Origin of the sequence: uncultured Cellulomonas sp., assembly GCF_963527515.1 — a bacterium.
In the GTDB taxonomy this organism is placed as follows: Bacteria; Actinomycetota; Actinomycetes; order Actinomycetales; family Cellulomonadaceae; genus Cellulomonas.
Window position 1 is genome coordinate 1 of the sequence record NZ_CAURTV010000138.1, and the last position, 7,503, is coordinate 7,503.

The following is a 7,503-nucleotide window of genomic DNA, read 5'->3' on the forward strand; positions in this document are numbered from 1 at the left end:
GTGCTGCTGTTCTCGCCGGCCGCCCGACGGGCGGGTGCCGCGCGGGCGGACGTGCCGACCGGGCCGTTCCTGCGCCGCGCGGGTGCCGCGATCGTCGCCGCCGCGTCCAGCGCCGCGCTCGTGGTGGGCTTCCCCGTGCTGCTCCGGCTGAGCTCGACACCCGCGGAGTACGCCGCCTCCGCGCCGCTGCTCATCGCGGTCTCCCTCACCCGGGCGCCCCTGATGATCCCCCTCGGCGCGTACCAGGGCGTCGCGATCACGCACTTCCTCACCCATCGCGACCGCGGGATCGGCGCCATCCGGCCGGTGGCCCTCGCCGTGCTCGGCGCCGGGGTGGTCGGCGCCGCCCTGGCCGGCGTCGTCGGTCCCTGGCTGATGACGGCGCTCATCCGGTCCGACTACCGGGTGGACGGCCTCGTGCTCGCCGGCCTGACGTTCGCGGCGGCGCTGCTGGCGCTCCTCACGCTCACCGGTGCGGCGGTCCTGGCGCTCGACCGGCACGCGGCCTACACGGCGGGGTGGATCTGCGCGACCGTGACGGCCGTGGTCGTCCTGCTGCTCCCCCTGCCCGTGGAGCTCCGCGCGGTCCTGAGCCTCGGTGCCGGGCCCGTCGTCGGGGTCGTCGTGCACCTCGTGGCGGCGTCACGAGCGCCCTTGATCGGTCGGTAGAGTGCAGGCCATGCCCGCGAGCCCCGAGCAGAGAGTGCTCATCATCGTCCCGGCGTGGAACGAGGAGGAGACCGTGGGCACCGTCGTCCGCGAGGTGCGCGACACGCTTCCCGACGCCGACATCCTCGTCGTGAACGACGGCTCGACGGACCGCACCGCGGCGGTGGCGAAGGCGGCGGGCGCGCGGGTCCTGGACCTGCCGATCAACCTCGGCGTCGGCGGCGCCATGCGCGCCGGCTACACCTTCGCCTACCGCAACGGCTACGACCGGACCGTGCAGCTCGACGCCGACGGCCAGCACGACCCGGCCCAGGTGCGGGTGCTGTTCGACACGCTCGACGCCGAGCAGGCGGACATCGTCATCGGCGCCCGGTTCGCCGGCGTCGGCGAGTACGAGGTCCGCGGCCCCCGCAAGTGGTCGATGACCATCCTGTCCAAGGTGCTCTCCCGCGTGGCCCGCACGAGGCTCACGGACACCACCTCGGGCTTCAAGGCCTGCGCCCCGTCGGCGATCCGGCTGTTCTCCGCCAACTACCCCGCGGAGTACCTCGGCGACACCATCGAGTCGCTCGTCATCGCCTCGCGCGCCGGCCTGCGGGTGCGCCAGGTGGGCGTCGAGATGCGGGTGCGGGCGGGCGGACGGCCCTCGCACAGCCCCGTGAAGGCCGCCGTCTTCCTCTCGCGGGCCATGCTGGCGCTCATCATCGCCCTGTCCCGGCCGAGCGAGCCCGTGGCCGTGGACCGGACCGCGGCATGAGCGGCTACCTGTTCGCCGTCGGCCTGTCCGTCCTGGTCATCGGCCTGCTGTTCTTCCTGCTGCGCACGCGCCGGATCCGGGAGAAGTACGCCGGCATCTGGATCGCTCTCGCCGCGGCCGTGGTGATCGTGAGCATCTTCCCGCAGCTCGCCTTCTGGCTCTCGCGGGTGTTCGGGGTCAACACCCCGGTGAACCTGGTGTTCGCCACCGCGTTCGTCGTCCTGCTGCTCGTGTGCATCCAGCTGTCCGCCGAGGTGTCGAACCTCGAGGAGGAGACCCGGACGCTCGCCGAGGAGATCGCGCTGCTGCGCCTGGAGGTCAGCGAGCTGGCGGAGCGTCAGCGCGCCGCGGAGACCGGTCCCGACCCGGGGTCCGCGCGGGACTGAGCTACTCCGGGCTGAGCACGCAGACGACGTCCGACGTGGACAGGACCACCTTGAGCGCCGGGAAGTAGATCGCGCGCCGCAGGGTTCCGGCCACCTCGGCGTACACCCCCGCCGTCATGCGGTGCACCCCGTGGATCACGGACGTCTCGAAGCCGCGCCGCCGCGCACCGCGGAAGCGCACGATCGTCATGCCGGCCTCGTGGGCGTAGTACGTCAGCTTGTGCGCGCCGATGGCGTTGACGTGCGTCGGGTCACCGTTCTGGAACGCGTTGCCGAGCCAGCTGTCGGCGTTCGGGAAGCGCAGCAGCAGGGCGCCGTGCGGGCGCAGCTTGCTGCGGAGCTCCTGCAGGAACGGCACGCTCTGGTCCGGGGGGATGTGCTCGAGCACGTCCCAGCCGGCGATGAGGTCGAAGGACGCGTCGGGGAGCCCGGGAAGGTCGTGAGCGGCCAAGGCCGTGAAGCCGGCGTCCCGCGCGGTGCCCACGAGCTCGGGCAGGAGCTCGGTGCCCGTCACGTTCCACCCCTGGCGCCGGCAGTACCCGAGGAACTGGCCGTTGCCGAAGCCGACCTCCAGCACGTCGCTCACCTCGGTGAACCGGCACACCTCGCGCAGCTCGGACCGGAAGTAGGCGTCGTCACCGCGCTCCACCGCGGCGAAGGCCCCGGGCTCGTCCCAGCCCTTCCAGGCGGTGTACACACTGTCCACGCGCTCCCGGCGTCTCTCCTGGGTCACGCGGCCGATGCTAACGACTTTCCGGGCGTCCGGGTCGGTGCGCGGTGACGAAGATCAGGCCAGGACGCTCGGGGCCGCGACGGCCCAGCGCTCCCGCCAGTCGCCGATGGGTGCGATGCCCGCGCGGGTGAGCGCGTCGTGGCCGAGCACCGAGTACGCCGGGCGGGGCGCGGGGCGCGCGAACGCGTCGCTGGTGGTCGGTCGCACGATCGCGGGGTCCAGGCCAGCCTCCTCGACGACCGCCTGCGCGAACGCGTGCCACGACGCGGACCCGGACGAGGTGCCGTGGTACGTGCCCGACGGCGCACCCGCCGCGACGAGCCGGGCGACGAGGTCGGCGAGGTCGGCCGTCCACGTCGGCTGACCGACCTGGTCGGCCACGACGTCGAGCCCGCCGCGCTCGCCCGCGACCCGCGCGATCGTCTTGGGGAAGCACGAGCCGCCCGCCCCGTACAGCCACGCGGTACGCACGACGAGGTGGTCGTCGTTCGACGCCCGCACGGCCCACTCGCCCGCGGCCTTCGTGCGGCCGTAGGCCGACCGCGGCGCCAGCGCGCCGTCCTCCGGGTAGGGGGCGGTGGCGGCGCCGTCGAACACGTAGTCGGTGGAGATCTGGACGCTGCGCGCGCCGGCAGCCCGCGCGGCACGGGCGAGCAGCGCCGCGCCGGTCGCGTTGATGGTGAACGCCGTCGCCTCCTGCGTCTCGGCGTCGTCCACCGCGGTCCACGCCGCGCAGTTGACCACGACGTCGTGCCCGCGCACCGCGCGGCCGACCGCCGCCTCGTCGACGATGTCCAGCTCCGTGCGGTCGCCCGCCGTGACGTCGTGACCGTCCGCCGTCAGCCGTCGGACGAGGTCCTGGCCGAGCATCCCGCCCGCACCTGTCACCAACCAGCGCACCCTGCACTCCTTCGATCGTCGTGTCCGGGCCGTCGCCGCACAGTCCGCCAGCCTAGCCGCGCCGTTAGGATGAGCGGTCGCTGACTGCCGAGGGCAGACCGGACACCGACTGACGGAAAGAGGCCGACGTGAAGTTCCGCGAGCTCGAGGTCCCGGGGGCCTGGGAGATCACCCCGCAGCAGTTCGGGGACCCCCGCGGTGTGTTCCTCGAGTGGTTCAAGGGCGGGCCGTTCGCCGAGGCCGTGGGCCACCCCCTCGACCTGCAGCAGGCCAACTGCTCGGTGTCCGCCGCCGGCGTGCTGCGGGGCATCCACTTCGCCGATGTCCCGGTGGGTCAGGCCAAGTACGTCACCTGCCCGAAGGGTGCGGTGCTCGACGTGGTGGTGGACATCCGCGTGGGCTCGCCGACGTTCGGGCGCTGGGACTCGGTCCTGCTGGACGACGTGGACCGCCGGGCGATCTACCTGTCGGAGGGGCTCGGGCACGCGTTCCTGTCGCTCGAGGACGACTCGACGGTCGTCTACCTGTGCTCCGCCGGCTACTCGCCGGGCCACGAGCACGGCATCCACCCGCTCGACCCCGAGGTCGGCATCGTCTGGCCCACGACGGCCCGCGACGGCCGCCCCCTCACCCCGCAGCTGTCCGAGAAGGACCTCGCGGCACCGTCCCTGTCGGAGGCGGCCGGGACCGGGCTCCTGCCCACGTTCGCCGCCGTGCAGGAGTACGTCGACTCGCTGCGGGCCTGACGGGTGACGTCTGCCCCCGACGGCCCGGTGCGCGTGGTCGCGGTCGTCGTCACGTACGCGCCGGACGTCCCGACGACCGCAGGACTGCTGACCGCGCTGGCCGCCCAGGTGGACGAGGTCGTCGTCGTGGACAACGGCAGCGACCCGGCCGTGCGCGACGGGCTCGCTGCGCACGTCGAGCGGGACGGCGGGCTCTTCGTGGCACTGCCCGAGAACGTCGGGATCGGCGGCGCCCAGAACGTGGGGAGCGATCGCGCGCGGGAGGCCGGGGCGACGCACGTCCTGTTCTCGGACCAGGACAGCCTGCCCGCGCCGGACATGGTGGCGCAGCTGCTCGCCGGGCTGGCGCGGGCCCGTGCGCGTGGCGACCGGACCGGCGCGGTCGGCCCGCTGCCCGTGGACGACCGGGACGAGACGGCGACGCTGCTGTTCGAGCCCCGGCGCTGGGGGCCGCGGCGCGCACCCGTCCCCGATGACCCCGAGGCGCTGGTCCCGGTCGCCTTCCTCCTCGCCTCCGGCTGCCTCGTCCCGGTCGAGGTCCTCGACGAGGTGGGCCCGATGCGGGCGGAGTGGTTCATCGACCACGTGGACCTCGAGTGGGGCCTGCGGGTGCGGCGGGCCGGTTACGCGCTCTTCGGCGTCGTCGGTGCCCGGCTCGGGCACCAGCTGGGCGACCGGCTGGCCCGCGTGCCCGGGCGCACGCGGGAGGTCCACATCCACAGCCCGCTGCGCAACTACTACATGGCCCGCAACACCCTGCTGCTGGTGCGCTCCGGGCTCATGCCCTGGGCGTGGCGGGTGGGCTACGTGGCGTGGATCGTGAAGTACTCCGCGTACTACGTGCTGGCGGTGAGCCCGCGGGGCTCGCGCCTGCGCCAGCTCGTCGCCGGCCTGCGGGACGGCGTCCTGGGCAGGACCGGCCGGCGGCGCTGAGCGTCAGAGCCGAGCGTCAGAGGTAGTAGTGCTGGACGACGACGCCGATCGACATGGCGTGCAGGACGAGCACGCCCGCCGCCAGGACGAGGGTCGGCCACGTCGGGCTCCACCGGCCCCGGCTGAGCCGGGCGGTGAGCAGGCCGGGCAGCGCCAGCAGCGCCGGGACCGTCATCAGCGCGTACCGGCCCTGCAGGAGGTCCGTCCGGCCCGACGACGCGAAGTAGAAGTACTCGATCCCGTAGAGCAGCAGGAGCGTCCCGACGCCGAACCCGACGCACACCGCGATCAGCCGGTCGAGCTGGGCGGAGCCCTCGGTCCGGAGACGCTTCATCGGCAGCACCACCAGCCACGCCAGCACCCCGAGCGCCACGAGCAGCGAGAACGCCCACAGCACGTTGTAGACGACCTGCGGGAGCGGGGTGTTGACCCAGCCGAAGTCGCCCCAGAACTGGGTGACCCAGATCAGCCGGAACTCGGCGAAGTCCGGGGCGTACTGCGAGGCGAGGTAGACGAAGGGCGACCGCGCCGACGGGTCGCCCTCGGCGGCGGGGAAGCCGTTGCTCGTGGCGATCCCGAGCAGGCGCGCCACGACCACCCACACCCCGTAGGTGAGCGCCACGCCGAGCGCCGCCAGCAGCGGCTCCCCGACCAGCACACGCCAGGACCGCACCCGGTGCCGGACCTTGCCCAGCACCCAGCCGATCGCGACCGGCACGACGGCGGCCACGACGAACGGCTTGCCCAGGAGCCCGAACCCGACCAGCGCACCGGCCAGGAGCATCAGCCAGGGCGCCCGCTCCAGGCGGGTCAGCCGCGCACCCACCCACAGCGCCCCGAAGCCGGCCAGGATCACCAGGGCGTCGTTGTTCACGATCGCGAACTGGTGCGCGAGCATCGGCTGCAGCGCCACCGCGACCGCGAGGCCCGCCTGCGCGAACCGCCGGCCCGGGAACACCTCGCGCCCGAACATCCACGCGAGGAACGTCGCGAGCGCGCCGAGCAGCACGGTCCAGACGCGGATCGCGTGCACCTGGTCCACCGTGTCGTCGGGTGCCAGCAGGTAGAACGGCACCGCGGGCGCGTAGTAGGCGGGGCCGTAGCCCGCCGCGGGGCCGGCCCCGTCGGAGTAGGTGCCCGCGCGGGTGTCCTCGCGCGCCAGCTCCGCGACGGCCTCGGGCGAGTAGTCCGGCCGGTCCGTCGGGACCATCGCGGACACGTGCATGCCCTCGCTGGCCACCTGCAGCGACTCGCTGTACGGCGTGTACGGCTCGGCGGGGTCGTCGCGGTTGGGGACGCGACCCTCCTCGGCCATGAACTGCACGTTGGCGAAGTGCGCGCCCTCGTCCATGCCCTGCAGGGGCGGGATCAGCGCCGCCCACAGCAGCCCGCGGACCACGACGAGCGCGAGCAGGGCGACGATGCCCCAGCGCGGCCGGGTGAGCAGCAGGACGATGCCGGCCACGGCGAACAGGACGAGGGCGACGATGCCGACGGGGCCGCCCCACACCGGTCCGTAGGCGGCGACGCGGTCGAGGATCTCGTCGACGTGGCCGGCCATGGTCGGCTCGGGGTCGTACGCGGCGACGAGCGCGTCCTCGCCCTCCAGCGTGTCCCAGACGGACGGCCCCGCGCGGCTCCCGGGCAGCAGCGCGATGTCGAGCTCGTACGTGCGCCCCGCGCTGTCCGGGACCGGGGGGAAGGCGACCACGGGGGTCAGCTCGTTGTCCGCCAGCGCGGCGCAGTCGACCGTGCCTGAGCCGACGGGGTCCCCGGTCGCCGCGTCCGAGAGCCGGGCGTCGAGCGTGCAGTCGATCGTGCCCATGTACGTCGCGAAGATCACGGACACCTCGGCGAGCCCGTCCTGCGTGGCCTCCAGGCGGCCCGCGTACGGCTCGGACGCCGAGATCTGCGGCAGCGGGGACGTCAGCGAGTGGTGCTGGGTGTCGTCGCCCGTGATCGTGCCGCCCGGGCGCAGCAGACCGGCGGCCAGCACGGCGAGGAGCGCCACGAGCACGGCGAGCGTCGGGATCCACCACGCGACGGGACGGTCGGTCGCCTCGACGGCGGCCGTCGGGACGACCGTCTCGTCCTGCGTGACCGGCTCGGACTCACGTCCGGCCGGGCGCGTCCAGCTCGCCATGGTGCGATCTCCCCCGACCTTCTCGGTACCGTCCCGGCGACCGTCGGTGCCGGCACGCGCCGAGGCACCGTCCGGCGCCTCGCTGCGCGGCGGGCAGGTCGCAATCGGCGCTCATCCTCTCACGGGCGCCGACCCGCCTCAGAACCCGGCGCGTCGCCGCGCGGCACACCGGGGCGTCAGCGGCCGAGGCGTCGCCGCGTCGCGTCGACGGTCTTGCGGGCCACCCCGCGCACGCC

The 7,503-nt window shown here is 74.0% G+C and carries 7 protein-coding genes and 1 pseudogene; 5 read left to right on the forward strand and 3 right to left on the reverse strand.

The window, feature by feature from the left end:
* The 3 genes and pseudogenes from RYN42_RS18700 to RYN42_RS18710 all read left to right on the forward strand — a co-directional run.
* A pseudogene (locus RYN42_RS18700) lies at positions 1–669 on the forward strand (hypothetical protein); the annotation flags it as partial.
* A 10-nt stretch (positions 670–679) separates the two neighbouring features.
* A complete protein-coding gene (locus RYN42_RS18705) occupies positions 680–1,426 on the forward strand; it encodes a glycosyltransferase family 2 protein (protein WP_315098656.1) in 747 nt (248 codons plus the stop codon).
* Entirely contained in the window at positions 1,423–1,812 is a 390-nt protein-coding gene (locus RYN42_RS18710; RefSeq protein WP_315098658.1) for a DUF2304 domain-containing protein, read from the forward strand. Before RYN42_RS18705 ends, RYN42_RS18710 begins: the two co-directional genes overlap by 4 nt.
* 1 nt (position 1,813) lies before the next feature.
* Here the strand turns inward: RYN42_RS18710 and RYN42_RS18715 are convergent, their stop codons facing one another.
* The gene (locus RYN42_RS18715) at positions 1,814–2,545 is read right to left on the reverse strand and encodes a class I SAM-dependent methyltransferase (RefSeq protein ID WP_315098660.1); all 732 of its coding nucleotides are present in this window, start codon (positions 2,543–2,545) and stop codon (positions 1,814–1,816) included.
* 54 nt (positions 2,546–2,599) lie between these two features.
* Entirely contained in the window at positions 2,600–3,445 is an 846-nt protein-coding gene (rfbD, locus tag RYN42_RS18720; protein ID WP_315098662.1) for a dTDP-4-dehydrorhamnose reductase, read from the reverse strand.
* 128 nt (positions 3,446–3,573) lie between these two features.
* On the opposite strand from rfbD, the gene RYN42_RS18725 reads away from it, so the two are divergent.
* Both RYN42_RS18725 and RYN42_RS18730 read left to right on the forward strand, forming a co-directional pair.
* On the forward strand, positions 3,574–4,191 hold the full coding sequence (locus tag RYN42_RS18725; RefSeq protein WP_315098665.1) for a dTDP-4-dehydrorhamnose 3,5-epimerase: 618 nt from the start codon (positions 3,574–3,576) through the stop codon (positions 4,189–4,191).
* Positions 4,192–4,194: 3 nt separating this feature from the next.
* Positions 4,195–5,124 carry a glycosyltransferase family 2 protein gene (locus tag RYN42_RS18730; protein WP_315098669.1) on the forward strand — a complete coding sequence of 310 codons (930 nt, stop codon included), beginning with the start codon at positions 4,195–4,197 and terminating at the stop codon, positions 5,122–5,124.
* Between the two features lie 16 nt (positions 5,125–5,140).
* Here RYN42_RS18730 and RYN42_RS18735 read toward each other — a convergent pair whose 3' ends face one another.
* A complete protein-coding gene (locus tag RYN42_RS18735) occupies positions 5,141–7,267 on the reverse strand; it encodes a DUF2142 domain-containing protein (RefSeq protein WP_315098672.1) in 2,127 nt (708 codons plus the stop codon).
* Positions 7,268–7,503 lie beyond the last annotated feature (236 nt).